The sequence below is a fragment of the Vogesella indigofera genome (assembly GCF_003633895.1).
GTDB classification, from domain to species: Bacteria; Pseudomonadota; Gammaproteobacteria; order Burkholderiales; family Chromobacteriaceae; genus Vogesella; species Vogesella indigofera.
Genome location: NZ_RBID01000013.1, coordinates 173,223 through 199,432 on the forward strand (window position 1 = coordinate 173,223; position 26,210 = coordinate 199,432).

The window sequence follows — 26,210 nt, forward strand, 5'->3', positions numbered from 1 at the left end:
GACCGGATACCGACTATAGATCTGCGCTATCAGTCCGCCTGCTTGCGCAGGAAGGCCGGAATGTCGAACGACTCGCTGACCGATGGATCGGAGAAGTCGGCGGCACCGGTGGCACGGCGGTTGCGGCTACGCATCACGGCCGGGGTGTTGCCCAGCTCGTTGTAGTCCACTTCCATCGCGATATTGTCGGTACCGGTCTTCACGATCTTGATGTATTCCGGACGCTCGTCACGGCTGGTCTGCGGCTTCTGGCCAAGGCCGGTCGCGATCAGCGTCACGCGGATGGTGTCTTCCGGCATGTCTTCCACTTCGGCAGTACCGAACTTCACCTGCGCATCATCGTCGGCGTACTGGCGGATGATGGACATGATTTCGCGGTATTCGCTCATCTTCAGGCAACCCGGCGCGGTGGAAATGTTCACCAGTACGCCACGGGCACCTTCCAGCGTGATGTTGTCCAGCAGCGGGCTGGCCACGGCCTGTTCGGCGGCGACGCGGGCACGGTCGATGCCGGAGGCAAACGCCGACCCCATCATCGCCAGGCCCATCTCGCCCATCACCGCACGCACGTCGGCAAAGTCGACGTTGATCAGGCCCGGGCAGGTAATCACTTCCGAGATACCGGCGACGGCGCCCTTGAGCACGTCGTCGGCGGCGCGGAAGGCGTCGCGCATCGATACGTCGTCACCCAGCACGTCCATCAGCTTCTCGTTCGGGATCACGATCAGCGAATCGACATGCTTCTTCAGCAGCTCGATGCCGTCGTTGGCGACACGCATACGCTTGCCTTCGTGATCGAACGGACGCGTCACCACGCCGACGGTGAGGATGCCCATTTCCTTGGCTACTTCCGCCACCACCGGCGCGGCGCCGGTCCCGGTACCGCCGCCCATGCCGGCGGTCACGAACACCATGTTGGCGCCGCGCAGCATCTCGGCGATGCGTTCGCGGTCTTCCAGCGCGGCGCTGCGGCCAACTTCCGGATTGGCACCGGCACCCAGACCGCGGGTCAGGTTGTTACCCAGCTGCAGCTTCTGCGCGGCCTTGTTGCGCTTCAGCGCCTGGGCATCGGTGTTGGCGCAGATGAATTCCACGCCGTTCACCAGATTGTCGATCATGTTGTCGATGGCGTTGCAGCCGCCACCACCAACACCGATCACCTTGATCACCGCCTCGGAGGCGGTTTCCTGCATTACTTCGAATACCATGCTCATTTTTTCTCTCCTGTTAAAAGATGAGCGAACCCGAGACCCTGGTCATGCTCAGAAATTTCCGGCAAACCAGGCTTTCATTTTTTGAAACATTTGTCCTACGCCGCCATCGTCCACCTTGTGGTGGGCGCTCGGATTCATCTGGTCCTTGCCGTACTGCAACAGGCCGACGCCAGTCGAGAAGCGCGGATTCTTCACCACCTCCGACAAACCGCCGACATACTTCGGCACGCCGATACGCACCGGCATGTGGAACACTTCCTCGGCCAGCTCGACCATGCCCGGCATCAGGCTGGCGCCGCCGGTAATCACCATGCCGGACGACAACACTTCCTCGAAACCGCTGCGGCGCAGCTCCTGCTGCACCAGCTGGAACAGTTCTTCCACCCGCGGCTCGATCACTTCGGCCAGCGTGGCGCGCGACATCTGGCGCGGACCGCGCTCGCCGACGCCCGGCACCTCGATCATCTGCGAGGCATCGGCCAGCGACACCAGCGCCACGCCGTGCTGGATCTTGATGTCTTCCGCTTCCTTGGTCGGGGTACGCAGCGCCATGGCGATGTCGTTGGTGATCTGGTCACCGGCAATCGGGATCACCGCGGTGTGGCGGATCGCGCCGTTGGTGTACACCGCGATGTCGGTGGTGCCACCACCGATGTCGATCAGGCAGACACCGAGTTCCTTCTCGTCCTCGGACAGCACCGCCATCGCCGACGCCATCGGCTGCAGCACCAGGTCGGACACTTCCAGCCCGCAGCGGCGCACGCACTTGGCCACGTTCTGTGCGGCAGAGACCGCGCCGGTGACGATGTGCACCTTGGCCTCCAGCCGCACGCCGCTCATGCCCAACGGCTCGCGCACGCCTTCCTGGCCGTCGATGCTGTATTCCTGGGTCAGGATGTGCAGCACCTGGTGATCCGGCGGAATGGTCACCGCGCGCGCGGTTTCGATCACGCGCTCGATGTCCATCGGCGTCACCTCGCGGTCCTTGATCGCCACCATGCCGTGCGAATTGACGCTCTTGATGTGGCTACCGGCGATGCCGGTAAACACCTGGTGGATCTTGCAGTCGGCCATCAGCTCGGCCTCTTCCAGCGCGCGCTGGATCGCCTGCACCGTGGACTCGATGTTGACCACCATGCCGCGCTTCAAGCCGCGCGACGGCACCTGGCCCATGCCGATGATGTTGATCTGGCCCTCTTCCAGCACCTCGGCAACGATCGCGACGATCTTCGAGGTCCCGATATCCAGACCGACCAGCATGTTCTTGCTTTCTTTAGGTTTGCTCACCTGTCGCTCCAACACTCAAAGCTTGTTTGCTGTTGCCGTGCTTGCCTGGTATTCCGGCATCTTCACGGCAAATCCATTGGGGTAACGCAGGTCGATGTACTCGATGCGATACGGCATGGTGGCCAGGCTGCGCGGCCAGTACTCGACAAACCGCGCCAACCGCTCCTTCACCGGACCACGTCCCAGCTCCAGCATTACCCCGTTATCCAGTTCCATCTTCCAGGCGCGGCGTTCGCTCAACCACAATTGCCGCACTTTCAGCCTGGCCTGAGCCAGTACCGGCCCGAACGTGTGCAGGGCCTGTACCATTTCCTTTTCACTGCCCGCCGGCCCGAACAGCACCGGCAGCGGCTGGTCACTGGCCGCATCGAACCAGCGGCCCTCCTTGCTGATCAGCCCGCTTTCGCCCCAGCGCGCCACCGCGACGTGTTCCGCGATGGTGATCTGCAGGCGGTCCGGCCACGTCCGCCTCACCTGCGCCTCGCGCACCCACGGCAGCTTCTCGAACGCACCGCGCGTCTTGTTGATGTCCAGCGTGAAGAAGGTGCCGGACAGCTCGTGCTGCGCGATGTACTTCAACTGCACCGGTGTCACCTTCACGAACTGGCCACCAATCGCGATCCGCTTGACCGGGAACAGCGGCGAGTGCGTCAACCACACCCCGGCGCTGTACAGCAACATCAGCAGCGCGGTCAGCAACAGCATGTTCGCCAGCGCGCGCAGTACCGCATGGTTATCCCACATGAGCTGCCGCCAGCACCTGTACGCACAGATCTTCGTAGGACAGCCCCTCGACCCGCGCCGCCATCGGCACCAGGCTATGACTGGTCATGCCCGGATTGGTGTTGGCCTCCAGCAGGTAGATGCCGCCGGCTTCGTCCATCAGGAAGTCGATACGCGCCCAGCCACGGCAACCCAGCACGCGGAAAGCCTGCAGCGCCAGCTCGCGCGCGCGCTGCTCCACCTCCGGCGCGAGGCCGGACGGGCAGCGGTAGACGGTGTCGTCACGGAAATACTTGGCCTGGTAGTCGTAGTACTCGGTGGCCGGCTCGATCTTGATGGTCGGATAGGCCTTGCCGTCGATGATGGCGCAGGTGTACTCGCCACCGCCGATGAACTGCTCGGCGATCACGATCTCGTCGTACTGGCGCGCCTCGGCGTACGCCGCCTTCAGGCCACCGTGTTCCTTCACCTTGGTGACGCCGATGCTGGAGCCTTCTGTGGACGGTTTCACGAAGATCGGCAGACCGAGGCGGGCCTCGATGGCGTCAAAATCGCTGTCGTCGCTCAGCAGCTCGAAATCCGGGATCGGCAGGCTGGCGCCCTTCCACAGCAGCTTGGTGCGCCACTTGTCCATGCAGATCGCCGACGCCATCACGCCGCAGCCGGTATAGGGAATGGCCATGCTCTCCAGCGCACCCTGCAGCGTGCCGTCCTCGCCGAACGGGCCGTGCAGGATGTTGAACACGCGGGCAAAGCCCTCTTCCTGCAGCGCTGTCAGCGGTTTTTCCGACGGGTCGAACTTGTGCGCATCGACGCCCTTGCTCTGCAGCGCGGCCAGCACGCCGTTGCCGCTCATCAGCGACACTTCGCGCTCGGCGGAGCTGCCACCCATGATCACTGCCACCTTGCCAAATTGCTTCATCATGTTTCCTTGCTGCCGCGTGAGCTGCACGCGGCCAACCTTGTCCTGGGTTATGCCTTGCTCGCCGCGACCAGCTTGGCCGGGATGCCGCCAATGGAACCGGCGCCCATGGTGATCACCACGTCACCGTCACGCACCATGTCGCTGATCACCTGCGGCATGTCGGCGATCTGCTCGACGAACACCGGCTCCACCTTGCCGCCGACCCGTACCGCCCGCGTCAGCGCGCGGCCGTCGGCGGCCACGATCGGTGCCTCACCGGCGGCGTACACTTCCGCCAGCAACAGGCAGTCGACACCGTTCAATACCTTGACGAAGTCCTCGAACAGGTCGCGGGTGCGGCTGTAGCGGTGTGGCTGGAACGCCAGCACCAGCCGCTTCTGCGGGAAGGCGCCGCGCACCGCGGCCAGCGTCGCCGCCATTTCCACCGGATGGTGGCCGTAGTCGTCGATCAGGGTGTAGCTGCCGCCATCCTTGGCCGGCAGTTCGCCGTAGCGCTGGAAGCGGCGGCCGACACCGGCGAACTCGGCAAGACCACGCTGGATCGCCTCTACCTCGGCGCCGCACTCCAGGCCGATGGCGGTGGCCGCCAGCGCGTTGAGCACGTTGTGGCGGCCCGGCATGTTCAGCGTCACCGGGAAGCGCAGGCCGTCGGCCTTCACCACCACGTCGAAGTGCATCTGGCCGGCGTCGGCGACCACGTTTTCGGCGTAGACATCGGCGCTGTCGTCCAGACCGTAGGTGGTGACCGGTTTTTTCAGCTGCGGCACGATGCTGCGCACGTGCTCGTCGTCGACGCACAGCACGGCCCGGCCGTAGAACGGCAGGTGGTGGATGAAGTCGACGAAGGCCTGCTTCAGCTTGTCGAAGCTGTGGTCGTAGGTGTCCATGTGGTCGGCGTCGATATTGGTCACCACCGACATCACCGGCTGCAGGTAGAGGAAGGAGGCGTCCGACTCGTCGGCCTCGGCCACCAGGTAGTCGCCACTGCCCAAGCGGGCATTGGTGCCGGCCGCGGTCAGCTTGCCGCCGATCACGAAGGTCGGATCAAGGTTGGCCGCACCCAGCACCGACGCGGTCAGACTGGTGGTGGTGGTCTTGCCGTGGGTACCGGCGATGGCAATGCCCTGCTTGAAGCGCATCAGCTCGGCCAGCATCATCGCGCGCGGGATTACCGGCACGTGATTGGCCTGCGCTTCCTGCACTTCCGGGTTGTCGGCCTTCACCGCGGTGGAGGTCACCACCACGTCGGCGCCCTTGATATAGGTGGCGTCATGGCCAAAGAAGATGCGCGCGCCCTGCTCGGTCAGGCGCTTGGTGGCGGCGTTGTCGGCCATGTCGGAACCGGACACGGTGTAGCCCAGGTTCAGCAGCACCTCGGCGATGCCGCACATGCCGACGCCGCCGATGCCGACAAAGTGTATGTGTTTGACGCGATGTTTCATGGTGTCTTCTCTTGCTCGGGCCCGCTCCGGGCCCAGTCCTATTCGGTATCCGCCAGCGCCTGGCACAGGTCGGCCACTTTGGCTGCCGCGGCCGGCTTGGCCAGCGTTCGCGCCTGTTCGGCCATCTGCAGCAGCTGCGGGCGGGTCAGCCCTGCCAGCAGCGCCGCCAGTTGCTGCGGATTCATGTCTTGTTGCGGTAGATGGATGGCCGCGCCATGAGCCGCCATCCACGCCGCGTTGTCGCGCTGGTGCGAGGTGGTGGACACCACCAGCGGCACCAGGATGCTGGGCACGCCGGCGGCGCACAGTTCGCTGATGGTGATCGCGCCGGCACGGCACAGGATCACGTCGCAGTCGGCCAGCAGCGCCGCCATATTGTCGATGAAGGGCAGCAAGGTCACGTCGCGGCCAACCTTCAATCCTGCGGCGGCGTACGCCGCCTGCACCGCGTCGAAATTCTTGTCGCCGGTCTGGTGCGTCAGCAGCGGCCGCGCCTCGGCCGGCAGTAGCGCCAGCGCCTGCGGCAGGGTGTCGTTCAGCACCTTGGCACCGAGGCTGCCACCGACCACCAGCACCCGCAGCGGACCAGTACGGCCGGCAAAGCGCTCGGCCGGCGGCGTCATCTGCTCGATCTCGGCGCGCACCGGGTTACCGGTGACCACCGCCTTGTTCAGCCTGGCGGCCTCGCCGTCAAAGCCGCAGGCCAGATGGTCGGCAAACGGCAGCAGCGCCTTGTTGCTCAGCAGCAGACCGGCGTCGGCATTGACCATCACCAGCGGCTTCCACAGCAGCGCGCCGGCGAGGCCGGTCGGCAGGCACACGTAGCCGCCCATGCCCAGAATCACGTCCGGGCGGTGTTCGAACATCAGCTTCAGGCTGCGCACAAAGGCGGCCCCCAGCTGCAGCACGCCTTTTACCGAACCCAGCAGTCCCTTGCCGCGCACACCGTGGAACGCTAGCCGGATCAGCGGGATACCGGTCGGCGGCACCAGCTTGTTTTCCATGCCACGCTCGGTGCCGACCCACAGCACTTGCCAGCCGCGCTGTTGCAGCTCGCGGGCAACAGCGATGCCGGGGACGATGTGTCCACCCGTGCCTGCCGCCATTACCATCACCGTGCGTTTAGTCATCTTTTCTTTCTCAACTCCGGGCCGCAGCCCCTGATTCCGTTCACCGGCGGCCAACGTTGGCCGCCGCGTAATGCTTCAAACCCTGAAGCCTCACTGCCTGTTTTTCCTTCGCCGCTACGCGGCTTTTAAACCTTGAAGCCGCGCATCAGGCGGCGGTTTTCATAATCCACCCGCAACAGCACCGCCAGCGACGCCAGGTTGCACAGCATGGCCGAGCCGCCGAACGACATCAGCGGCAGGGTCAGGCCCTTGGTCGGCAGCAAGCCCATGTTGACGCCGACATTGAAGAAGGTCTGGATCCCCAGCCAGATGCCGATGCCCTGCGCCACCAGCGACGGGTAGTAGCGTTCCAGCTTCTTCGCCTCGGTGCCGATGTGGAAGGCACGCCGCACGATCCACGCATACAGCCCTAGCACCACGCAGATGCCGATGAAACCGAATTCCTCCGAGATCACCGCCATGATGAAGTCGGTGTGTGCCTCCGGCAGGTAGAACAGCTTCTCGATACTGCCGCCGAGGCCGACGCCCAGCCACTCGCCACGGCCGATGGCGATCAGCGAGTGCGACAGCTGGTAGCCCTTGCCGTACGGGTCTTCCCACGGATCAAGGAAACCCAGCACCCGCTTCACCCGGTACGGCGAGGTCACGATCAGCAAGCCGATCGCCGCCACCGCCATCAGCGCCAGCCCGGCAAAGATGCGCAGGTTGATGCCGCCGAGGAACACGATGCCCATGGTGATGCTCATCACCACCATCAGCGCGCCGAAGTCCGGCTCCGCCAGCAACAGGAAGGCCACCACCACGATCGCCATCAGGATCGGCAGGAAACCCTGGCTGAAGCTGTGCAGCTTGGCCGCCTTGCGCACGGTGTAGTCGGCGGCGTAGATCACCGCCGCCAGCTTCATCACTTCCGACGGCTGGAAATTCAGCACGATCAGGTTGATCCAGCGCCGCGAACCGTTCACCACCCGGCCGATGCCGGGAATCAGCACCAGCACCAGCAGGAAGCCGGCGAACAGGAAAAACTTGCCCGCGTACTGCTGCCACCACGCCATCGGGATCATGAAGGTCAGCGCCGCCGCCGACAGCCCGATCACCATGAACACCATGTGGCGCATCAGGTAGAAGTACGGGCTGTTGGTCGCCGGATCGGCCTCGGCGTTGGCAATCGACGCCGAGAACACCATCACCAGGCTGACCGACAGCAACAGCGCAATCGCCCACATCAGCGCCTCGTCCATCACGGTGATGGCGGTGCTGTGGTGGTAGCGGCTGCGCGCGGCGTGCATCACGATAGACGCTCCGCTTGCAGCTGCGCGACGGTGTCGACAAACACCTGGGCGCGATGCGCGTAATTCTTGAACATGTCGAGGCTGGCGCAGGCCGGCGACAGCAGCACCACGTCACCGGGCTGTGCCAGGCTGGCCGCCTCGCGGGTGGCATCCTCCAGCGTCTGGCACACCACCAGCGGCACACCGCTGTCGGCCAGCGCGGCGCCGATCTGCGGGCCGTCGCGGCCGATCAGCACCACCGCGCGGGCGATACGGGCACAGGCCGGCGCCAGCGGCGCAAAATCCTGGCCCTTGCCGTCGCCGCCGGCGATCAGCACCACCTTGCGGGTCATGCCATTCAGCGCCGCCTCGGTAGCGCCAACGTTGGTGCCCTTGGAGTCGTCGATGTACATCACGTCGTCGAACTCGGCGACGAACTCGACGCGGTGCGCGAGGCCACGGAAGGTTTTCAGTGCCGGCAGCAGCTGTTCGCGCGCGAGGCCGATCGCCTCGCACAGCGCCAGTGCCGCCAAGGCGTTGGCCGCGTTGTGCAGGCCCTGCAGCGGCATGTCGGTACAGTCGAACACCGCCTGTCCGGCGATGGCCAGCTGGTAACGGCTATCCGTCTGTTGCAATGCGTAATCGGTGTCCTCGCGCAGCGAGAACCACGCCACCCGTCGTCCGGCGCGCACCATCGCACGGCAGAACACGTCGTCGCGGTTCAGCACCTGCACGCCGTCACCGTTGAAGATGGCGGTCTTGCTGTGCGCGTAATCGAGCAGGTCGTGGTAGCGATCCAGATGATCTTCGGAGATGTTCAGCACCGTGGCCGCGTCCGCCTGCAGGCTGCGCGTGGTTTCCAGCTGGAAGCTGGACAGCTCCACCACCCACACCTCCGGCGCCCGCCCGGCGGCTTCGCGCGCGGCCAGTGCATCCAGCACCGGCAGGCCGATATTGCCGCACACCACGGTATCCAGCCCGGCGGCCTCGCACAGGTGGCCGACCAGGCTGGTGACGGTGCTCTTGCCGTTGGAGCCGGTGATGGCGATCACCCGCGCGCCGCTGCCGGCAATGGCACGTGCCCACAATTCCACGTCGCCGACCACCTCGCCGCCGGCGGCGGCAAAGGCGGCGATGGCCGGGCTGCGGACACTGACGCCGGGGCTGACCATCAGCATGTCGGCATCGGCAAAGGTAGCGTCGCTGAACGCGCCCAGGCGCAGCGGCACCGAGCCAAGGTTGGCCGCAACGGCTGCCGCATTCGGCGGATTGTCGCGGCTGTCCGCCATCGTCACGCGCGCACCGTGCGCCAGCAGCCAGCGGGCGGCGGACACGCCGGTGTCGCCGAGGCCGATAACGATGATGTGACGGTTAGCCAGATCCATGGTCAGCTTTCCTTAGCGCAGTTTCAGCGTGGCAAGACCTGCCAGCACCAGCATCATGGTGATGATCCAGAAGCGGACCACCACCTGGGTCTCTTTCCAGCCTTTGAGTTCGTAGTGGTGATGCAGCGGCGCCATGCGGAACACGCGCTTGCCGGTGAGCTTGAACGACGCCACCTGGATCATCACCGACAGCGCCTCGACCACGAACAGGCCGCCCATGATCAGCAGCACGATTTCCTGGCGCACGATCACCGCCACGGTGCCCAGCGCGGCGCCCAGCGCCAGCGCGCCGACATCGCCCATGAACACCTGTGCCGGGTAGGCGTTGAACCACAAGAAGCCGAGGCAGGCGCCGCAGATGGCGGCGCAGAACACCACCACCTCGTGCGCACCGGGCACGAAGGGCATGCCCAGGTATTTGGAGAACAGCGCGTGACCGGCGACGTAGGCGAAGATCGCCAGACCGGCGGCCACCATCACCACCGGCAGCGCGGCGAGGCCGTCGAGGCCGTCGGTGAGGTTCACCGAGTTGGAGGTGCCGACGATGACGAAGTAGGTCAGCACGCAGAAGCCGATGCCGCCCAGCGGATAGATCACGTTCTTGAAGAACGGGATGATGAATTCGGTGGATGCCGGCAACTTGGCGGTGGTGATCAGGAACACGCCGGCGGCAATGGCGATGGTCGATTGCCACGCCATTTTGAAACGGGCGGAGACCCCGTTCGGGTCCTTGTACACCACCTTGCGCCAGTCATCGTAGAAACCCAGCGCGCCGGTGCCCAGCGTTACCGCCAGCAGCAGCCACACGTACTGGTTGGACAGGTCGGCCCATAGCAGGGTGGTGACACTCATCGCTAGCAGGATCAGCGTGCCGCCCATGGTCGGGGTGCCGGTCTTCACCAGATGCGTCTGCGGGCCGTCGCTGCGTACCGCCTGGCCGACCTTGAGTTCGGTCAGCTTGGCGATCACCCACGGCCCCAGCCACAGCGAGATCACCAGCGACGTCAGCGCCGCCATCACCGCGCGCAGCGTGACGTAGTTGAGGACGTTGAAAGCCCGGATGTGGTCCTTTAGCAGTTCAGCCAGTAACAGCAGCACGTTTAGCCCTTCCCGTTTTCTTGTTGTTGTGGGGTTACCAGATGGGCAACGACCCGTTCCATGCGCATGAAGCGCGAACCCTTGACCAGCACCGTGCTGGCCGGGGTGACCACGGCATCCAGCCGCGCCAGCAGCGCGTCGATGTCGTCGAAATACTCGGCGCCGACACCGTAGGCGGCGGCAGCATGCTGCGCCAGCTCGCCCAGGCACAGCAGCGTTTCGATGCCGCGCGCGCGGGCGTGGGTGCCGACTTCGGCGTGCAGTTGCGGCGCGGTGTCGCCCAGCTCGCCGATCTGGCCCATCACGAAGATGCGCGGCGCCGGATAGGCGGCCAGCACGTCGATACCGGCCTTCATCGAATCCGGGTTGGCGTTGTAGCTGTCGTCGATCACGGTGGCACCGCAGGCGGCCGGCTTCAGCTGCAGGCGGCCCTTGACGCCGGCAAAGGCGGCCAGACCGGCGGCGATGGCGGCCAGCGGCACGTCCAGTGCCAGCGCCACCGCGGCGGCAGCCAGCGCGTTGCGCACATTGTGTTCGCCGGCGGCCGGCAGTTCGATCGCCTGCTCGCCTTGCGGGCAAACCAGAGTGAAACAGTTGCCGGTGGCGCTGGCGACGATGTCGCGGGCGCTGACGTTGGCCGCAGCGGACAAACCAAAGCGCAGTTGGCGATGCTGGCCGGCGGCGGCGGTGAAGATCGCCTGCTGCGCGTCGTCGGCATTGATGATGGCGACACCGTCGGCGCTGAGACCTTCGAAGATCTCGCTCTTGGCGCGGGCGATGTCGGCGGTGCTGTCGAAGCCGCCGCCCAGATGCGCGCGCATGGCGTTGTTGACCAGCGCCACCTGCGGCCGCGCGAGACTGGTGAGGTAGCGGATCTCGCCAAAGTGGTTCATGCCCATCTCGATCACCGCGTAGCGGTGCGCCGGGCGCAGCGCCAGCAGCGTCAGCGGCAGGCCGATGTCGTTGTTGAAGTTGCCTACGGTGGCGTGCACGGCATCGTCGCCGGCGTGGGCGCGCAGGATGGCGGCCACCATCTCCTTGACCGTGGTCTTGCCGTTGGAGCCGGTGATGCCGATGCGCTTCACCTGCAACCGTGCGCACCAGGCGGCGGCCAAGGTGCCCAGCGCCAGCCGGGTGTCGGCGACGCGGATCACGCTGCCGCTCGCCGGCTCGAAGTCATGGCGCACCAGCGCAAACGCGCCCTTGGCCAGTACCTCGGCCACGAAGTCGTGCGCGTCGAAGTTGTCGCCCTTCAGCGCCACGAACAGGTCGCCGGCCTGCACCGCGCGGCTGTCGGTGACCACGCGCTGGAACACGGCATCGCTGCCGGCCAGTTCGCCGGACAACAGGCGGGCGGCGTCAGACAGCGGCAGCATCGTTGGCCCCCCAGGCGGTGAGCGCGTCTTCGGCAACACGGAAATCGGAGAACGGCTGCTTCACGCCGGCGATGTCCTGGTATTCCTCGTGGCCCTTGCCGGCGATCAGGATCACGTCGCCAACGCGGGCATTGGCCACCGCCCAGTGGATGGCGGCGGCGCGGTCGATTTCGACATGGCCCGGTGCCCGCATGCCGGCGACGATGTCGGCGACGATGGCCGCCGGCGCTTCGCTGCGCGGGTTGTCGCTGGTGACCACCGCCACGTCGGCGATGCGCTCGGCGATCTCGCCCATGATCGGGCGCTTGCCCTTGTCGCGATCGCCGCCGCAGCCGAACACGCAGAACAGCTTGCCGCCGGCGGGGCGGATCTCGGCCAAGGTGGCCAGCGCCTTTTCCAGCGCGTCCGGCGTGTGTGCGTAGTCGACCACCACCAGCGGCTCCAGGCTGCTGCCGATGCGCTGCATGCGGCCGCGTGCCGGCTGGATCTTGCCCAGCACGCGCACCGCGTCGTCGAGGGTCACGCCGTTGGCGCACAGCACCGCCAGGCAGGCCAGCATGTTGGCCGCATTGAAGCGGCCCAGCAGCGGGCTCTTGATCTCGGCATCGCCCCACGGCGTGGTGACGGAGAGCTGCAGGCCATCAAGGTTGGCCGCAAGGCTCAGCGGGCGCACGTCGCCCTGCTCCAGGCCGTAGCTGATGACACGGGTGCGGCTTTGGTCAATTTCGCTCGCCAGCTGGCGACCGAAGGCGTCGTCGACATTGATCACCGCGTGCTGCAGCCCCTGCCAGTGGAACAGCTTGGCCTTGGACGCGCCGTACTCGGCCATGGTGCCGTGGTAATCGAGGTGATCGCGGGTCAGGTTGGTGAACACTGCGCTGCGGAAGCTGACGCCGTTGACGCGGAACTGGTCGAGGCCGTGGCTGGACACCTCCATCGACACCATGTGCGCGCCTTGGCGGCGGTATTCCGCCAGCTTCTGCTGCACGGTGATCGGGTCAGGAGTGGTGTGGGTGGTTTCGGTCAGCGCGCCGTAAAAGCCGTTGCCGACGGTGCCGATCAGCGCCGCCTTCTCGCCCAGCAGCGCGTAGGCCTGCGCCAGCCAGTGCGAGATCGAGGTCTTGCCGTTGGTGCCGGTAATGCCGATCACCGCCATGTCGCGGCTGGGGTAGCCGTAGACGTGGGCGGCGACGATGCCGGCGCGCTCGCGCAGCTGCGGTACCGCCAGATTGGGTACCTGCCATGCCGGGTTCCAGACAAAGCCGTCGGCGTCATCCCACAGCACCGCGGCGGCGCCCTTTTCCAGCGCGGCGGCGATGAAGTCGCGGCCGTCGCTGTACTCGCCACGGCAGGCGAGGAACACGTCACCGGGGAACACGCGGCGGCTGTCCGCCTCGACGCGGGAAATGGCGACGCCCAAACCCTGCAACACGGCAGGGTCCCAGTCAGGCAAGTCGATCAAGCTTGTTTTCATGTTTCTTCCCGCACTTCCGAAATCTGGTGTTCCGGAATCAATGTATTGTTGGAGGGAGCATCCGGCTCGACCCCCAGAATTCGCAAACTGCCGGCCATGATGTTGGAAAACGCCGGCCCGGCCACCGCACCACCGTAGTAGGCACCGGCACCCGGTTCATCAATCATCATCGCCACGATCAGCCGTGGCGTGGTCGCCGGCGCAAAGCCGACAAACAGGCCGATGTGCTTGTTGGCCGCATAGGCGCCACCGACCAGCTTGCGCGCGGTACCGGACTTGCCGCCAACGTGGTAGCCCAGCACCTGGGCGCGCACCGCGGTACCGCCTTCTTCCGTCACCGTCACCATCATGTCGCGCATCTTTTTCGCGGTGTCCGGCTTGATCAGGCTCTTGCCCGGCAACGGTGCGCCGAGACGGGTAAACGACACCGGCAGCAGCGCACCGCGGTTGGTAAACACCGTGTACGAACGCGCCAGCTGCAACAGGCTGACCGAGACGCCATAACCGAATGACATAGTGGCCTGCTCGATCGGGCGCCAGTTCTGCCAGTCGCGCAGGCGGCCGGCACTTTCACCCGGAAAACCGGTTTGCGGGCTTTGCCCGAAGCCGGCCTGCCGGTAAAACGTCCACATATCCTCCGGCGAGAACATCGCCGCCATCTTCGACGAACCGACGTTCGACGACTTCTGGATGATCTGCGTCACCGTCATCGCCGGCTTCGGATGCGTATCGCGCACCGTGGCCGGACCGATGCGGTAGGTCTGGGTGTCGAACACCGTGTCCGGCGTCACCTTGCCGGCATCCAGCGCCATCGCGATCGGGAACGGCTTCATGGTCGAGCCGGGCTCGAACATGTCCACCACCGCGCGGTTGCGCCGCATTTCCGGCTCCAGCACCGCACGGTTGTTCGGGTTGTACGACGGGGTGTTGGCCAGCGCCAGCACCTCGCCGGTGCGGGCATCCAGTACCACCACCCCGCCGGCTTTCGCCTTGTTCACTTCCATCGCCGCCTTCAGCTCACGGTAGGCGAGGTACTGAATGCGCTTGTCGATCGACAGCTGCAGCGTCTGGCCGTCACGCGGCGGCTCGATCACCGCCAGGTCTTCCACGATGTGGCCGCGACGGTCCTTCAGCACCGTGCGGCTGCCGTGCTTGCCGGCGAGCATTTTTTCGCGCGTCAGCTCGAAACCTTCCTGCCCCTTGCCGTCCACGCCGGTAAAGCCGACCACGTGGGCCAGCATCTCGCCGGCCGGATAGTAGCGGCGGAACTCCTGCTGCTTCGCCACCCCCGGAATCTCCAGCGCCATCACCTGCTGCGCCAGCGCCGGACTGATCTGGCGCTTGAGGTAGACGAACTCGCGCTTGTTGTCCGACAGCTTGCGCTTCACTTCGTCCAGCGGCATTTCCAGCAGCCGCGCCAGCTGCTGCAGCTTGGCGGCCGGCACCGTGCCCAGCTCCATGTCGACCGGGCTGGCCCAGATCGACTGCACCGGGGTGCTGATCGCCAGCGGCTCGCCGTTGCGGTCGGTAATCTCGCCGCGGTTGGCCTCCAGCAGCAGCGTGCGGCGGAAGCGCGCATCGCCCTGGTTCTGCAGGAAGTCCTGCTGCACCACCTGCAGGTAGATCGCCCGTGCCAGCAAGGCCAGCAGCAGCGCACCCAGCAGCAGCAGCACCACGGTGACCCGTCCCGGCGCCAGCCGCATCGCCGGCTTCAGGTTCTGCTGGTAGCGTGGCGTGTACACCCGGCTCATCGCACGCCCTCAGGCGTGATCACGTGCACCTGGCGCTGGCTCGGCGTCAGCATTTGCAGGCGCGCGGCGGCGGTCTTCTCGATTAGCGCATGGGCGCCCCAGGTGCTCTGTTCCAGCGTCAACTGCCCGTACTCCACATCCAGCTGGCGTGCCAGCTTTTGTTCTTTTTCCAGCTCGTAGTACAGCTTGCGTGCCACGTGGGTGGAACTCACTACCGACATCGCACACAGGATCAACAGCAGCAGCAGTACCGCATTCAGCTTGTTAAGGCTCACTCTGTGCCCTGCCACTGCCCGCCGATACGTTGCGCCACGCGCATGATCGCGCTACGCGAACGCGGGTTGGCGGCCACTTCCGCCTCGCTGCAGCGGATCGCCTTGCCCACCGGCTTGATCGCCGCCTCGGGAATGTCGCAGGCACGCACCGGCACCCACGACGGCAGCTTGTCGGTGGTGCTGGCATCGCGAATGAAGTTCTTCACGATGCGGTCTTCCAGCGAGTGAAAGCTGATCACCGCCAGGCGACCGCCTGCGGCCAACCTTGCCACCGTTTGCGGCAGGATTTCCTTCAGCTCGTCCAGCTCGCGGTTGATGTAGATCCGGATCGCCTGGAAGGTTCGCGTCGCGGGGTCCTGACCTTGTTCGCGAGTACGGACGTTTTTCCCAACGAGCACAGCGAGCTCACGCGTCGTTTCGAGGGGACGTTCAGCCCTGTGCGCAACAATGGCTGCTGCGATCTTGCGAGCAAACCGCTCTTCACCATAAGTCTTGATAACCTCTGCAATATCCGCCTCGTCAGCCGTGGCCAGCCACTGCGCGGCCGTCTGGCCGCGGGTGGTGTCCATGCGCATGTCCAGCGGCGCGTCAAAACGGAAGCTGAAACCGCGGCGTCCGTCGTCAATTTGCGGGGACGAAATCCCCAGATCCATCAGCACGCCGTCGACCTGGGCCACGCCCAGCGCGTCCAGCTCGGCGGCAAAGGCGGCAAAGCCGTTGTGCACGATGGTAAAGCGGGCATCGCTGGCCGCCAGTGCGGTGGCGACCGCAATCGCCTCCGGGTCCTTGTCGAAGGCGATCAGCCGGCCCGTCGGGCCCAGCTGCGACAAAATCAAGCGACTGTGGCCGCCGCGCCCGAAGGTGCAATCAACGTAAACGCCATCCTTGCGGATGGCGAGCGCCTCTACGGCTTCGTCGAGCAGCACCGTGCGGTGAACAAAAACTGCGTCGGTCAAAGTGTAAAATCTCCAAGGTGCTGCGCCAGGTCGGCCGGATCCAGCGCCAGGGCAGCATTGGTCTGCGCATCCCACTCGACGGCATCCCACAATTCAAATCGGTTACCCATGCCCACCAGCGCCACTTCCTTGTCCAGCTTGACCAGCTCACGCAGCCGCGCCGGCAGCAGGATGCGGCCGGCGGCATCCATCTCCAGCAGGTCGGCGTGGCCGAGCATCAGACGCTGGTATCGCTTCAGGGCCGGGTTGGCGGCCGGCAGCTTCAGCAAGCGCTCTTCCACCGGTTTCCAGTTGGCTTCGGGGTACAACAGCAGGTGCTCGGACGATTCCAGCGTGATTACCAGGCGATGACCGAACGCGGACAACAGTGTCTCCCGGTGCTTGGCCGGAATGGCCAGACGCCCCTTGCTGTCGAGAGAGACAAGACTTACGCCGCCGATCATTTTGTTGTCACATCACCTGAAATTAATGCGCTGACACTCCACAATTACCCACATTGCCCCACTTTTCGCCACTATAGGGAAACGACATCAGCCGGTCAATATTGATTTGTGGCATTTCGCCTTTCGCGACAAAGACTTAGGGCAGGTCAAAGCGGAGGGAAAACAAGAGAAATCAGCGGCTTACAGCATCCTCTGCAGGCAGAGTGTCAAGTCATGCCATTGACAAGCAGCACCACAAAACAAAAAACAGCGGCCGCCCTGCCAAATACAGGGCGGCCGCTGTTTTTGCAGGCTTACGCCAGCTTCTGCTTCAGGATTTCCTGCACCTGCGCCGGGTTGGCCTTGCCTTTGGACGCCTTCATCACCTGTCCGGCCAGCGCGTTGAGCGCCTTTTCCTTGCCAGCGCGGAATTCTTCCACCGCTTTCGGGTTGGCGGCCAGCACCTCTTCCACCATCTTCTCGATGGCGCCGACATCGGACACCTGCTTCAGGCCGTCGCGCTCGATGATGACATCGGCAGACAGCCCGCTGTCCCACATCGCATCAAACACCTGCTTGGCCAGCTTGTTGGACAAGGTACCGTCGGCAATGCGCACCAGCAGACCGGACAAGCGTTCGGCATCGATCGGCAGCTCGGCGATGTCCTTGCCTTCGCGGTTGAGGCGCGCGGCAACATCGCCACCCAGCCAGTTGGCGGCCAGCTTGCCCTGGCCGGAGGCCGTCGCCACCGCCTCGAAATAAGTGGCCAGCGCGCGACTGCCGGTCAGTACCGCCGCGTCGTACGGGGTAACACCGAAGGCGTCGACAAAGCGCGCCTTCATCTGCGCCGGCAGTTCCGGCATCTCGCTGCGGACGCGCGCGATCTGCTCGTCGCTGATGCGCACCGGCAGCAGGTCCGGGTCCGGGAAGTAGCGGTAGTCGTGCGCGTCTTCCTTGCTGCGCATCATGCGCGTTTCGCCGGAATCCGGATCGAACAGCACCGTTGCCTGCTGTACCTTGCCGCCGTCCTCGATGGTTTCGATCTGCCACTGCGTCTCGTACTTGATCGCCTGCTCTAGGAAACGGAACGAGTTCAGGTTCTTCACCTCGCGGCGGGTGCCGAATTCGGCCTGGCCGAACGGGCGCACCGACACGTTGGCGTCGACGCGGAAGCTGCCTTCCTGCATGTTGCCGTCGCAGATGCCCAGCCAGGTCACCAGCGTGTGCAGCGCCTTGGCGTAGGCGACCGCCTCTTCCGCCGAGCGCATGTCCGGCTCGGACACCACTTCCAGCAGCGGCGTGCCGGCGCGGTTGAGGTCGATACCGGTCATGCCGTGGAAGTCTTCATGCAGCGACTTGCCGGCATCTTCTTCCATGTGCGCGCGGGTGACGCGGATGGATTTCTCCTCGTCGCCGACCAGGATGTTCAGCTTGCCGTGTTCGACGATAGGCAGCTCCATCTGGCTGATCTGGTAGCCCTTGGGCAGGTCGGGGTAGAAGTAGTTTTTGCGGGCAAACACGTTCTTCTGGTTGATGGTGGCGTCCAGCGCCAGACCGAGGCGGATCGCCTTCTCCACCACCGCCTTGTTCAGCACCGGCAGCACGCCCGGCAGCGCCAGCTCCACCAGCGAGGCCTGGGTGTTCGGTTCGGCGCCGAAAGCGGTGCTGGCGCCGGAGAAAATCTTGGAAACGGTGTTGAGCTGCACGTGCACCTCAAGACCGATAACGACTTCCCATTTCATGTTTGGAAAATCCTTCTTGTTTTAAAGGTTGGCCGCAGGCTGCGGCCAAGCTTTGTTGATCGCGTAATTACAGGGCCGGGGCCTTGCTGTGCCAGTCGGTGACCTGCTGGAACTGGTGCGCCACGTTCAGCATCTTCGCTTCGCTGAAGTAGTTGCCGATGATCTGCAGCCCGACCGGACGGCCGTTGTCGCTGAAGCCGGCCGGCACGCTCATCGCCGGCAGGCCGGCGAGGTTGACCGACAGCGTGTAGATGTCGGACAGGTACATCTGCACCGGATCGCCGGACTTCTCACCCAGATTGAAGGCGGCGGTCGGCGCCACCGGGCCGAGGATCACGTCGCAGCCGGCAAAAGCGGCCTTGAAATCGTCGGCGATCAGGCGGCGGATCTTCTGTGCCTTGATGTAGTAGGCATCGTAGTAGCCGTGGGAGAGCACATAGGTGCCGACCATGATGCGGCGCTTCACCTCGCTGCCGAAGCCTTCGGCGCGCGACTTCTCGTACATGTCGACCAGGTCCTTGTACTCGCTGGCGCGGTGACCGTAGCGCACACCGTCGAAGCGCGACAGGTTGGCGGAGGCTTCCGCCGGCGCGATCACGTAGTAGGCCGGGATCGACAGCTGGGTGTTGGGCAGGCTGATGTCCACCACCTCGGCGCCCAGCTTTTTCAGTTCGCTCACCGCGTTGTCGATGATGCGGCCAACGTCGGCGGCGAGGCCATCGGCGAAGTACTCGCGCGGCAGGCCGACGCGCAGGCCGGCCAGCGGCTGGCTCAGCTCACGGCTGTAGTCTTCCTTGGCACGCTCCAGGCTGGTGGAATCGCGCTCGTCGAAGCCGGCGATCACGTTGAGCATCAGCGCGCAGTCTTCCGCGGTCTGTGCCATCACCCCGCCCTGATCCAGCGAACTGGCGTAGGCGACCATGCCGAAACGCGATACCACGCCGTAGGTCGGCTTGATGCCGGTCACGCCGCAGTGGCTGGCCGGCTGGCGGATGGAGCCGCCGGTATCGGTGGCGGTGGCCACCGGCGCCAGGCGCGCGGCGACCGCGGCGGCGGAACCACCGGAGGAGCCGCCGGGAATGGCCGCCAGATCCCACGGGTTCTTCACCGCGCCGTAGTAGCTGTTCTCGTTGGACGAGCCCATCGCGAATTCGTCCATATTGGCGCGGCCCAGCGTCACCAGACCGGCGGCCTGGCACTGCTCGATTACATGCGCGTCGTAGGGCGAGATGAAGTTGTCCAGCATCTTCGAGCCGCAGCTGGTCTTCCAGCCCTGCTGGCAGAAGATGTCCTTGTGCGCGATCGGTGCCCCGGTCAAGAGCCCGGCGCTGCCCGCGGCGCGGCGCGCATCGGCGGCGGCGGCCTCGAGCAGGGTCTTGTCGCGGTCAACGGTGATGAAGGCATTGAGCTGCGGGTTGAGCGCGTCGATGCGCTGCAGGTATTCGGTGGCCAGCTCGACGGCAGAAACCTGCTTGTCGGCCAGCTGTTGCGACAATTGTTTTAGCGTAGCGTGAATCATCGTGTAGAGAGCTTCCGTAGAGAAGGCCCGCCTCGGCGGCAGGGCAGATACGGCAAAGGTTGGCCGCAGCGGCTTATTCGATGACTTTCGGCACCAGGAACAGGCCTTTTTCCACCTGTGGCGCCACCGCCTGGCAGGCCTCGCGCCGGTTCGGCTCGGTGACAACGTCTTCGCGCAGGCGCAGCGATACATCCTGCGGGTGCGCCATCGGCTCGATACCGTCGGTATTGACCGCCTGCATCTGCTCGATCAGGCCGAGAATACTGTTCAACTGGCGGTTTACCGCGTCGATTTCGGCGTCTGTTACCGCGATGCGGGACAGGCGCGCAATACGTGCAACATCCTGATGGCTCAACGACATGGCGTCCTCGTCAAAATCTTTAATATTTCAAGCGTTGTAGGGTATCATAATTGGTTACATTAGCCCAAGAACCAAGGGGCCAGACCTGCTTGGCAAACGGGACCGCTGCGGACAGTGAATCTTTACCTGTCCGCCCTGTCCCAAACACGATTTAATTACGCGTGCCGTCGTTTTCGATAAGGCAACGTTCAAAAAACATTTCAGGACCGACCCCCATGCTCCGCTCGCTCACCGGATACTTCTCCAATGACTTGGCTATCGACCTCGGTACTGCCAACACCCTGATCTACATGCGCAACAAGGGCATCGTGCTGGACGAACCGTCGGTGGTTGCCATTCACAACGATATCCCCAGCAACAAGAAATCGATCCTGGCCGTCGGCCTCGAAGCCAAGAAAATGCTGGGACGTACCCCGGGCAGCATCCAGGCCATCCGTCCGATGAAGGACGGCGTGATCGCCGACTTCACCGTCACCGAGCAGATGCTGAAGCAGTTCATCAAGAAGGTCACCCCCAACCGCTTCTTCGCCGCCAGTCCGCGCATCGTGATCTGCGTGCCGTGCGGCTCGACCCAGGTCGAGCGTCGTGCGATCAAGGACTCGGCGCTGGCCGCCGGCGCCCGCCGTGTCGAGCTGATCGAGGAAACCATGGCCGCCGCCATCGGCGCCGGCCTGCCGGTGGAAGAGCCGACCGGCTCGATGGTGGTCGACATCGGCGGCGGCACCACCGAAGTCGGCGTGATCTCGCTGGGCGGTGTGGTGTACTCCAATTCCGTACGCGTGGGCGGCGACAAGTTTGATGAAGCCATCATCAACTACATCCGCCGCAACTACGGCATGCTGATCGGCGAAGCCACCGCCGAAGAAATCAAGAAAACCATCGGTTCCGCCTTCCCCGGCGCCGAAGTGAAGGAAATGGAAGTCAAGGGCCGCAACCTGGCCGAGGGCATTCCGCGCGCCTTTACCGTGTCCAGCAACGAGATCCTGGAAGCGCTGACCGAGCCGCTGAACCAGATCGTGTCGGCGGTGAAGATCACGCTGGAACAGACCCCGCCGGAACTGGGCGCCGACATTGCCGACAAGGGCATGGTGCTGACCGGTGGCGGCGCGCTGCTGAAGGACATCGACCGCCTGCTGGCCGAGGAAACCGGCCTGCCGGTGTTCATCGCCGAAGAGCCACTGACCTGCGTGGTACGCGGCTCCGGCAAGTCGCTGGAAAAAATGGACAAGGTCGGCACCATTTTCACCAGCGTTCCCTGATTTCCTGACCAGACGTCACCTCGCAAGAGGTGACGTTGTGCTGCATGAACTTTGCCAACACTCCCAGCTTTGCCAATCAGGGCCTGCAGCCCGGCGGCCGCCTGTTCCTGTGCGTGCTCACCTCGCTGGCGCTGCTGATCGGCGACAGCCAGTACGGCCTGATGGAAAAGGCGCGCGACGCCATTTCCGTAGTGCTGTACCCGTTGCAGCGTGCGGCCAACGTGCCGCTCAACCTCACCATGCAGGTCGGCGACTTCTTTACTGCGCAGGCGGCACTGAAGCGCGAGAACGACGCGCTGCGCGAACGCGACCTGATCCAGTCCTCGCACCTGATGCGCATGTCGTCGCTGGAGAAGGAGCTGCAACAGCTGCGCCAGCTCAATGCGCTGGCGGCGCAGCCGTCGCATGCCGGCGTGGTAGCCGAGGTGCTGTACACCGGGCGCGATCCGTTTTCCTATCGCCTGATCATCGACAAGGGCAGCAGCAGCGGCATCGCCAGCGGCCAGGCGGTGATCGACGAGAACGGCCTCATCGGCCAGGTGACCCGCGTGCAGCCGCTGAGCGCCGAGGTCACCCAGGTGATCAACCGCCACTACATCGTGCCGGTGATGATCGAGCGTACCGGCCATCGCGCGCTGCTGTACGGCTTTGGCGGCGGCGTGGAAGTGCGCTACCTGCCGATCAGCACCGACATCCGCGACAATGACCTGCTGGTCACCTCTGGCGTCGACGGCGTCTACCTGCAGGGCATTCCGGTGGCGCGGGTGAAACAGATCGACCGCCTTGGCGGCGCCGCCTTTGCCCGCGTGCGCAGCGAGGTGATCGCCGGCGTGCAGTCCAGCCGCTTCGTGGTGATCATGCCCAACCGCCGCCTGCCGGCCGCGCCGCCGGTGCCGGTATCGCCGCCCGCCGACGCGGCCAACACCGACAAGAAATCGCCATGATGCGTGATGCCCTCCACCCCGGCAGCGGCCGTGCCCAGCTGCGCCATTGCCGTCAGTCCCGACCGTCATGAACTACGATCGCCCGCAAGAACTGCTCAAGCCGGTCAAGCGCCGCTTCATCACGCTGACCTTTGTCGTCGCGCTGGCGCTGGAGCTGCTGCCCTTGCCGCAAGGCTCCAACCGCTGGCTGCCCGACTTCGTCGCGCTGCTGATCCTGTACTGGAGCGTGAACCAGCCGCGGCGCATCGGCATCGGCATGGCCTTCGGCATCGGCCTCTTGGCCGACGTGGTGTCGACCAGCATGTTCGGCCAGCATGCGCTGGCCTACTCCGTCGGCGCCTACCTGATCCTGCTGCGCCAGCAGCAGCTGGTGATGTTCAACCTCGGCCAGCAGACGCTGGTGATCCTGGTGCTGATGATGCTGATCCAGCTGCTGATGGCGGTCGCGCGCTGGAGCGTCGGCGCCTCGCTGCCCGGCCTCGGCTACTTCCTGCCGGCCCTGATCGGTGCGCTGCTGTGGCCGCTGCTGACCAAGCTGATGCTGCTGCCCTACCGTAGCGAACGGCACTAAGCGCCATGAAGCAAGCCGCACGCCTGAAAGACCCGCACACCGAAGAACGCCAGCTGTACTGGCGGCTGCTGGTCGCCTACCTGTTCATGGTGCTGATGCTGTTGCTGCTGGTGGCGCGTTTCGTCTGGCTGCAGGTGTTCCAGTACGAACACTTCGCCACCCTCGCCCAGAACAACAGCATCTCGCTGGTGCCGGTGCAGCCCAACCGCGGTCTGATCGTCGACCGCAACGGCATCGAGCTGGCGCGCAACTACGCCTCCTACACCCTGGAGCTGACCCCGGACAAGATCGACAACCTCGACGCCACCATCAAGGCGCTGGGCCAGGTGGTGCCGATCACGCCGCGCGACCTGAAGCGCTTCCAGAAATTCCTGTCGGAATCGAAGGACTTCGAGCCGGTCCCGTTGCGGCTGAAGATGGACGACGTCGAGGCGGCGCGGCTGGCGGCCAACCTGTGGCGCTTCCCCGGCGTCGAGGTCAAGGCGCGGCTGTACCGCGACTACCCGTACAAAGAGCTGACCAGCCACGTGCTCGGCTACATCGGCCGCATCGGGCCGCGCGAGAAGGACCGCCTCGCCGCGGACGAGAAGACCGCCAACTACCGCGGCGCCACCCACATCGGCAAGCTGGGGCTGGAAGCGGTGTACGAGGACGACCTGCACGGCCAGAACGGCTTCGAGGAAATCGAGACCGACTCTGCCGGCCGCGCGGTGCGCTCGCTGCGCCGTACCGCACCGGTACACGGCAACACGCTGCAACTGGCGCTGGACATCCACCTGCAGGATGTCGCCGACAAGCTGTTCGGCGCCCGCCGTGGCGCGCTGGTCGCCATCGACCCGGGCAGCGGCGGCGTGCTGGCGCTGCTGTCCAAGCCCAGTTTTGACCCCAACCTGTTCATCGACGGCATCGACAGCCAGAGCTGGCAGAGCCTGAACAGCGACTGGCAGCGGCCGCTGATCAACCGCGCCATCCGCGGCATGTATCCGCCCGGCTCCACCTTCAAGCCGTTCATGGGCATGGCGGCGCTGGAAGCCGGTGCCATCACCCCGAACGAGATCCGCCCGGCGCCCGGCTACTTCACCCTGCCCGGCTCCAGCCACCAGTTCCGCGACTCCAACCCGCGCGGCAACGGCTCCGCCAACCTGGCCAAGGCCATCGCGGTATCCAGCGACACCTTCTTCTACAAGCTGGCGTGGGACATGGGCATCGACCGCATCCACCCGCTGCTGGCGCAGTTCGGCCTCGGCAGCCGCACCGGCATCGACCTCGACGGCGAGGCGGTCGGCGTACTGCCGTCCAAGGAGTGGAAGGCGCGCCGCTTTGCCGGCACGCGCTACCGCGACGAGCACCGCCGCTGGCTGCCGGCCGACGTGGTCAGCATCGGCATCGGCCAGGGCTTCAACACCTACACCCCGCTGCAGATGGCCAATGCCACTGCCATGCTGGCCAACGACGGCAAGGCCTTCCACCCGCACCTGGTGCAGAAGGTCACCGACGCCCGCAACGGCAAGACGCGCCTGATCGAGGCGGCGCCGTACAAGCAGCTGCCGTTCAAGCAGCAGCACTACGACTACATCAAGCAGGGCATGCGCGCGGTGATGCTGCCGGGCGGCACCGGCTGGCGTCTCGGCCAGGGCCTGCAGTACTCGATGGCCGGCAAGACCGGCACCGCGCAGGTGGTGCAGATCAAGCAGGGCGCCAAGTACAACGCCGGCGCGCTGGCCGAGCAGCACCGCGACCACTCCTGGTTCATCGCCTTCGCCCCGGTGGAGCAGCCGAAGATCGCGGTGGCGGTGATCGTGGAAAACGCCGGCTTCGGCGCCACCGCCGCGGCGCCGATCGCGCGCGCGCTGTTCGACTACTACCTGACCGGCAAGCTGCCCGACGACATCCGCGGCCAGCTGGAAACCTTCCCGCCCTCGGCAACAGGAAAGCAAGATGCAAGTGTCGCTCGCTAAGCGCCTCACCCGCGCCATCATGGACCCGCTGGACGGCTGGCTGCTGGCGCTGCTCGCCGGCGTGTTCGTGCTGAGCATGATCGCGCTGTTTTCCGCCTCCAACCAGAGCTGGGCCAAGATCGACAACAAGCTGGTCTACACCGCGCTGTCGCTGCTCATCATGTGGCTGCTGGCACGGCTGAGTCCGCAGACGGTGATGCACCTGGCGCTGCCGCTGTATGTTGCCGGCGTGCTGCTGCTGGTCGGCGTCGAGCTGTTCGGCATCACCGTCAACGGTTCCACCCGCTGGCTGAACGTCGGCATCGCCCGCATCCAGCCGTCCGAAATCATGAAGATCGCGCTGCCGATGATGCTGGCGTGGTACTTCCAGAAATACGAAACCACCCTCAACTGGCGTCACTACGTGGTGGCGGCGGTGCTGATCGTGATTCCCGGCCTGCTGATCCTGAAGCAGCCCGACCTCGGCACCGCCACGCTGGTGATGGGAGCCGGCTTTTTTGCGCTGTTCTTTGCCGGGCTGTCGTGGAAGATCATCATCGGCGGCGGCGTCGCCTTCCTCGCCAGCCTGCCGGTGGTGTGGAACCTGATGCACGACTACCAGCGCAAGCGGGTACTGACCCTGATCGACCCGATGGAAGATCCGCTCGGCGCCGGCTACCACATCATCCAGTCGATGATCGCCATCGGCTCCGGCGGAGTGTGGGGCAAGGGCTGGCTGGCCGGCAGCCAGACCCACCTCGACTACATTCCGGAGCGCACCACCGACTTCATCTTCGCGGTGTACTCCGAGGAGTTCGGTCTCGCCGGCAACCTGCTGCTGCTGGCGTTGTACCTCGGCATCATCAGCCGCTGCCTGCTGATCACCGCGCGCGCGCCGACGCTGTACGGCCGGCTGCTGGCCGGCGCCATCACGCTGTCGTTCTTCGTCTACGTGTTCGTCAACATGGGCATGGTCGCCGGCATCCTGCCGGTGGTCGGTGTGCCGCTGCCGTTCATGTCCTACGGCGGTACCGCCACCGTGTCGCTGGCCATCGGCCTCGGCATGCTGATGGGCATCGGCAAGCTGCAACGCCGCTAGCGCGCGGCGCAAGGTTGGCCGCAAGCCGGCCATCCGGCCTAGACCATGC

The 26,210-nt window shown here is 65.1% G+C and carries 23 protein-coding genes; 5 read left to right on the forward strand and 18 right to left on the reverse strand.

Annotated elements, in window-relative coordinates; genetic code table 11:
- Positions 1 to 29 precede the first annotated feature (29 nt).
- The 18 genes from ftsZ to gatC form a co-directional block, all read right to left on the reverse strand.
- Positions 30 to 1,214, reverse strand: coding sequence for a cell division protein FtsZ (gene ftsZ / locus C8E02_RS06960; protein WP_047965934.1), 1,185 nt, complete (start codon positions 1,212 to 1,214; stop codon positions 30 to 32).
- Positions 1,215 to 1,262: 48 nt separating this feature from the next.
- Entirely contained in the window at positions 1,263 to 2,474 is a 1,212-nt protein-coding gene (ftsA, locus tag C8E02_RS06965; RefSeq protein ID WP_211329197.1) for a cell division protein FtsA, read from the reverse strand.
- 42 nt (positions 2,475 to 2,516) lie between these two features.
- Positions 2,517 to 3,245: a cell division protein FtsQ/DivIB gene (locus tag C8E02_RS06970; protein WP_120810231.1), complete on the reverse strand. Its 729-nt coding sequence runs from the start codon at positions 3,243 to 3,245 to the stop codon at positions 2,517 to 2,519.
- Positions 3,235 to 4,146, reverse strand: a complete 912-nt coding sequence (locus tag C8E02_RS06975; RefSeq protein ID WP_120810391.1) for a D-alanine--D-alanine ligase — start codon at positions 4,144 to 4,146, stop codon at positions 3,235 to 3,237. The genes C8E02_RS06970 and C8E02_RS06975 overlap by 11 nt, the downstream gene beginning before the upstream one ends.
- A gap of 50 nt (positions 4,147 to 4,196) precedes the next feature.
- A complete protein-coding gene (murC, locus tag C8E02_RS06980) occupies positions 4,197 to 5,591 on the reverse strand; it encodes a UDP-N-acetylmuramate--L-alanine ligase (RefSeq protein ID WP_120810232.1) in 1,395 nt (464 codons plus the stop codon).
- Between the two features lie 38 nt (positions 5,592 to 5,629).
- Complete coding sequence (murG, locus tag C8E02_RS06985) at positions 5,630 to 6,721, reverse strand: undecaprenyldiphospho-muramoylpentapeptide beta-N-acetylglucosaminyltransferase (protein WP_120810233.1); 1,092 nt, start codon at positions 6,719 to 6,721, stop codon at positions 5,630 to 5,632.
- 125 nt (positions 6,722 to 6,846) lie between these two features.
- Entirely contained in the window at positions 6,847 to 8,010 is a 1,164-nt protein-coding gene (gene ftsW / locus C8E02_RS06990; protein WP_047965930.1) for a putative lipid II flippase FtsW, read from the reverse strand.
- Positions 8,010 to 9,377: a UDP-N-acetylmuramoyl-L-alanine--D-glutamate ligase gene (gene murD, locus C8E02_RS06995; RefSeq protein WP_120810234.1), complete on the reverse strand. Its 1,368-nt coding sequence runs from the start codon at positions 9,375 to 9,377 to the stop codon at positions 8,010 to 8,012. The genes ftsW and murD overlap by 1 nt, the downstream gene beginning before the upstream one ends.
- 12 nt (positions 9,378 to 9,389) lie before the next feature.
- Complete coding sequence (mraY, locus tag C8E02_RS07000; protein WP_305118873.1) at positions 9,390 to 10,472, reverse strand: phospho-N-acetylmuramoyl-pentapeptide-transferase; 1,083 nt, start codon at positions 10,470 to 10,472, stop codon at positions 9,390 to 9,392.
- A gap of 5 nt (positions 10,473 to 10,477) precedes the next feature.
- Positions 10,478 to 11,851, reverse strand: a complete 1,374-nt coding sequence (locus C8E02_RS07005) for a UDP-N-acetylmuramoyl-tripeptide--D-alanyl-D-alanine ligase (protein ID WP_120810235.1) — start codon at positions 11,849 to 11,851, stop codon at positions 10,478 to 10,480.
- Positions 11,835 to 13,325: a UDP-N-acetylmuramoyl-L-alanyl-D-glutamate--2,6-diaminopimelate ligase gene (locus C8E02_RS07010; protein ID WP_120810236.1), complete on the reverse strand. Its 1,491-nt coding sequence runs from the start codon at positions 13,323 to 13,325 to the stop codon at positions 11,835 to 11,837. The genes C8E02_RS07005 and C8E02_RS07010 overlap by 17 nt, the downstream gene beginning before the upstream one ends.
- Positions 13,322 to 15,076: a peptidoglycan D,D-transpeptidase FtsI family protein gene (locus C8E02_RS07015; RefSeq protein ID WP_047965925.1), complete on the reverse strand. Its 1,755-nt coding sequence runs from the start codon at positions 15,074 to 15,076 to the stop codon at positions 13,322 to 13,324. The genes C8E02_RS07010 and C8E02_RS07015 overlap by 4 nt, the downstream gene beginning before the upstream one ends.
- Entirely contained in the window at positions 15,073 to 15,351 is a 279-nt protein-coding gene (gene ftsL, locus C8E02_RS07020; RefSeq protein WP_082133628.1) for a cell division protein FtsL, read from the reverse strand. The genes C8E02_RS07015 and ftsL overlap by 4 nt, the downstream gene beginning before the upstream one ends.
- Entirely contained in the window at positions 15,348 to 16,307 is a 960-nt protein-coding gene (rsmH, locus tag C8E02_RS07025) for a 16S rRNA (cytosine(1402)-N(4))-methyltransferase RsmH (protein ID WP_120810237.1), read from the reverse strand. The genes ftsL and rsmH overlap by 4 nt, the downstream gene beginning before the upstream one ends.
- Positions 16,304 to 16,750: a division/cell wall cluster transcriptional repressor MraZ gene (gene mraZ / locus C8E02_RS07030; protein WP_047965923.1), complete on the reverse strand. Its 447-nt coding sequence runs from the start codon at positions 16,748 to 16,750 to the stop codon at positions 16,304 to 16,306. The genes rsmH and mraZ overlap by 4 nt, the downstream gene beginning before the upstream one ends.
- Before the next feature lie 293 nt (positions 16,751 to 17,043).
- Positions 17,044 to 18,471 carry an Asp-tRNA(Asn)/Glu-tRNA(Gln) amidotransferase subunit GatB gene (gene gatB, locus C8E02_RS07035; RefSeq protein ID WP_120810238.1) on the reverse strand — a complete coding sequence of 476 codons (1,428 nt, stop codon included), beginning with the start codon at positions 18,469 to 18,471 and terminating at the stop codon, positions 17,044 to 17,046.
- Between the two features lie 67 nt (positions 18,472 to 18,538).
- The gene (gatA, locus tag C8E02_RS07040) at positions 18,539 to 19,990 is read right to left on the reverse strand and encodes an Asp-tRNA(Asn)/Glu-tRNA(Gln) amidotransferase subunit GatA (RefSeq protein WP_120810239.1); all 1,452 of its coding nucleotides are present in this window, start codon (positions 19,988 to 19,990) and stop codon (positions 18,539 to 18,541) included.
- Between the two features lie 73 nt (positions 19,991 to 20,063).
- Positions 20,064 to 20,351: an Asp-tRNA(Asn)/Glu-tRNA(Gln) amidotransferase subunit GatC gene (gene gatC / locus C8E02_RS07045; protein ID WP_047965920.1), complete on the reverse strand. Its 288-nt coding sequence runs from the start codon at positions 20,349 to 20,351 to the stop codon at positions 20,064 to 20,066.
- 215 nt (positions 20,352 to 20,566) lie between these two features.
- On the opposite strand from gatC, the gene C8E02_RS07050 reads away from it, so the two are divergent.
- The 5 genes from C8E02_RS07050 (at position 20,567) to rodA (ending at position 26,161) form a co-directional block, all read left to right on the forward strand.
- Positions 20,567 to 21,610, forward strand: a complete 1,044-nt coding sequence (locus tag C8E02_RS07050; protein WP_120810240.1) for a rod shape-determining protein — start codon at positions 20,567 to 20,569, stop codon at positions 21,608 to 21,610.
- 44 nt (positions 21,611 to 21,654) lie between these two features.
- Positions 21,655 to 22,554, forward strand: a complete 900-nt coding sequence (mreC, locus tag C8E02_RS07055; protein ID WP_120810241.1) for a rod shape-determining protein MreC — start codon at positions 21,655 to 21,657, stop codon at positions 22,552 to 22,554.
- Positions 22,555 to 22,621: 67 nt separating this feature from the next.
- The gene (gene mreD, locus C8E02_RS07060) at positions 22,622 to 23,125 is read left to right on the forward strand and encodes a rod shape-determining protein MreD (RefSeq protein ID WP_047965917.1); all 504 of its coding nucleotides are present in this window, start codon (positions 22,622 to 22,624) and stop codon (positions 23,123 to 23,125) included.
- Between the two features lie 5 nt (positions 23,126 to 23,130).
- Entirely contained in the window at positions 23,131 to 25,083 is a 1,953-nt protein-coding gene (mrdA, locus tag C8E02_RS07065; RefSeq protein ID WP_120810242.1) for a penicillin-binding protein 2, read from the forward strand.
- A complete protein-coding gene (gene rodA, locus C8E02_RS07070) occupies positions 25,064 to 26,161 on the forward strand; it encodes a rod shape-determining protein RodA (RefSeq protein WP_047965915.1) in 1,098 nt (365 codons plus the stop codon). Before mrdA ends, rodA begins: the two co-directional genes overlap by 20 nt.
- The last annotated feature ends 49 nt before the right edge of the window (positions 26,162 to 26,210 follow it).

Coding starts and splice junctions, on each gene's coding strand:
- ftsZ (WP_047965934.1), bottom strand. CDS start 1,214: ATGAGCATGGTATTCGAAGTAATGCAGGAAACCGCCTCCGAGGCGGTG.
- ftsA (WP_211329197.1), bottom strand. CDS start 2,474: ATGCTGGTCGGTCTGGATATCGGGACCTCGAAGATCGTCGCGATCGTT.
- C8E02_RS06970 (WP_120810231.1), bottom strand. CDS start 3,245: ATGTGGGATAACCATGCGGTACTGCGCGCGCTGGCGAACATGCTGTTG.
- C8E02_RS06975 (WP_120810391.1), bottom strand. CDS start 4,146: ATGAAGCAATTTGGCAAGGTGGCAGTGATCATGGGTGGCAGCTCCGCC.
- murC (WP_120810232.1), bottom strand. CDS start 5,591: ATGAAACATCGCGTCAAACACATACACTTTGTCGGCATCGGCGGCGTC.
- murG (WP_120810233.1), bottom strand. CDS start 6,721: ATGACTAAACGCACGGTGATGGTAATGGCGGCAGGCACGGGTGGACAC.
- ftsW (WP_047965930.1), bottom strand. CDS start 8,010: ATGCACGCCGCGCGCAGCCGCTACCACCACAGCACCGCCATCACCGTG.
- murD (WP_120810234.1), bottom strand. CDS start 9,377: ATGGATCTGGCTAACCGTCACATCATCGTTATCGGCCTCGGCGACACC.
- C8E02_RS07005 (WP_120810235.1), bottom strand. CDS start 11,851: ATGCTGCCGCTGTCTGACGCCGCCCGCCTGTTGTCCGGCGAACTGGCC.
- C8E02_RS07010 (WP_120810236.1), bottom strand. CDS start 13,325: ATGAAAACAAGCTTGATCGACTTGCCTGACTGGGACCCTGCCGTGTTG.
- C8E02_RS07015 (WP_047965925.1), bottom strand. CDS start 15,076: ATGAGCCGGGTGTACACGCCACGCTACCAGCAGAACCTGAAGCCGGCG.
- mraZ (WP_047965923.1), bottom strand. CDS start 16,750: ATGATCGGCGGCGTAAGTCTTGTCTCTCTCGACAGCAAGGGGCGTCTG.
- gatB (WP_120810238.1), bottom strand. CDS start 18,471: ATGAAATGGGAAGTCGTTATCGGTCTTGAGGTGCACGTGCAGCTCAAC.
- gatA (WP_120810239.1), bottom strand. CDS start 19,990: ATGATTCACGCTACGCTAAAACAATTGTCGCAACAGCTGGCCGACAAG.
- gatC (WP_047965920.1), bottom strand. CDS start 20,351: ATGTCGTTGAGCCATCAGGATGTTGCACGTATTGCGCGCCTGTCCCGC.
- C8E02_RS07050 (WP_120810240.1), top strand. CDS start 20,567: ATGCTCCGCTCGCTCACCGGATACTTCTCCAATGACTTGGCTATCGAC.
- mreC (WP_120810241.1), top strand. CDS start 21,655: ATGAACTTTGCCAACACTCCCAGCTTTGCCAATCAGGGCCTGCAGCCC.
- mreD (WP_047965917.1), top strand. CDS start 22,622: ATGAACTACGATCGCCCGCAAGAACTGCTCAAGCCGGTCAAGCGCCGC.
- mrdA (WP_120810242.1), top strand. CDS start 23,131: ATGAAGCAAGCCGCACGCCTGAAAGACCCGCACACCGAAGAACGCCAG.
- rodA (WP_047965915.1), top strand. CDS start 25,064: ATGCAAGTGTCGCTCGCTAAGCGCCTCACCCGCGCCATCATGGACCCG.